This window comes from Kitasatospora sp. NPDC050543 (genome assembly GCF_044457565.1).
Taxonomy (GTDB): domain Bacteria; phylum Actinomycetota; class Actinomycetes; order Streptomycetales; family Streptomycetaceae; genus Kitasatospora.
This window is the reverse complement of sequence record NZ_JBITGZ010000100.1, coordinates 1-1245: the sequence shown is the minus strand read 5'-3', so window position 1 is coordinate 1245 and position 1245 is coordinate 1. Positions and strand designations below refer to the sequence as shown.

2 protein-coding genes are annotated in these 1245 nt (G+C 68.8%); both read right to left on the bottom strand.

Annotated features, from left to right (window positions below; translation table 11 throughout):
* Nucleotides 1-280: 280 nt before the first annotated feature.
* A complete protein-coding gene (locus ACIBH3_RS35975) occupies nt 281-649 on the bottom strand; it encodes a fic family toxin-antitoxin system, toxin component (protein WP_396316324.1) in 369 nt (122 codons plus the stop codon).
* Nucleotides 646-960: a hypothetical protein gene (locus ACIBH3_RS35970; protein WP_396316323.1), complete on the bottom strand. Its 315-nt coding sequence runs from the start codon at nt 958-960 to the stop codon at nt 646-648. The genes ACIBH3_RS35975 and ACIBH3_RS35970 overlap by 4 nt, the downstream gene beginning before the upstream one ends.
* Nucleotides 961-1245 lie beyond the last annotated feature (285 nt).

The window sequence follows — 1245 nt, the reverse complement described above, 5'->3', positions numbered from 1 at the left end:
CTGTGCATACCTCACAGCACACGACTACCGGGACCGACCCTCCACCGGCAGGCGAACGCTACTGCTTCACCCGTCCGAGCGACATCACGAATTCAGCTTCAGTATCAACTGCAACGCCAGAGTGGGTTGCTCAGTCCGGCGGCGGAGCACTCGCCCTGGCTTGCAGGCGACGGTGCCGGAGGGAAGTCGTAGGTAGGTGGGTGGCCGCAGCCCTGGCGCGGCAACTCTGTACACGGGGGCTGTCCTTCATGTTCCACGCCTCCGGGCGGCAGGGCTGGTGTCACGTGGTCCAGTCGCGTAGCCGCTGGGCGGTCTCGGCGACGCCGAGGCGGTAGTCGACGACGTCGGCAACGAGCTGGGCGGCTTCCTTTGGCGGTGCGTGGACCTGGTGGCCGTTGACTTCCAGGAAGGCCTTCGCGACCGTCCAGGCGAAGAGGCTGTTGGAGTGCTCCAGCGCCGGGTTCCGGGACAGGAACTGCAGCAGCGCGGCTGCCTTGAGGCGGGCACTGCCGTAGACCTCGGTGTCCATGGCGGCCGCCTCATGAGCGGCGCAGGCGGCGAAGAGTGGCCCTAGGTCGTCCACCTGCGGGTCGCCGGGCAGTTGCTCGGCGATGGCCAGCAGGTAGGGGACGGTGGCGAAGTGGGTCACGCGGCCTTCCCGCCCGCCTGGCTGGCGCTGCTCAGTTCTTCGGCCCGGGCTGCGCGGTTGCGATCCACGGAGCCCGCCCGCGCTGTGCGGTCGTCCTCGGGGGCAGGGAAGGCGCCGGCGTACTCGCCGATGGTCGCCCGGGCAGAGGCAAGGAAGGCGCGCTGGACACCGGTTGCGTCGTTCATCACCACGTCGTGCAGGTACTGCTGAACGCTCACCCCCCGGCGCGTGGCCATGTCGCGTACGAGCGCCAGTTCGTCCGGCTCGAAGCGCAGGTTGATCCGTTTCTCAGTAGCAGTCTCATCCGTCATGAGCCAATGGTGCCATTGGCTCACCCGCTCTTCAAGGCTGAAGGCTTCCGACATCGGTACCGGGCCCGGCACCCCCGAAGCGCCGGTCTTTGGGTTGCCCCCGCACCTCTAGCGGTCGCCCGGCTCAACGGCGCGGTGGTTCTAGATGGCCATTCCGCTGCTCGCTGGCGGGTCGGCTGGGGAGGAAGCCGGTGAGGAATGCTGCAGGGGCGGCCCTGCTGCTACGGCTGCTGCGTTGACATCGGCCGCCGGCCTGGTTGTCCGGCTTCCCGGGGCGCGGGGGTG

What these genes read in the sequence shown, in the direction of transcription:
- ACIBH3_RS35970 (WP_396316323.1), bottom strand. Translation starts at nt 960, where the DNA reads ATGACGGATGAGACTGCTACTGAGAAACGGATCAACCTGCGCTTCGAG.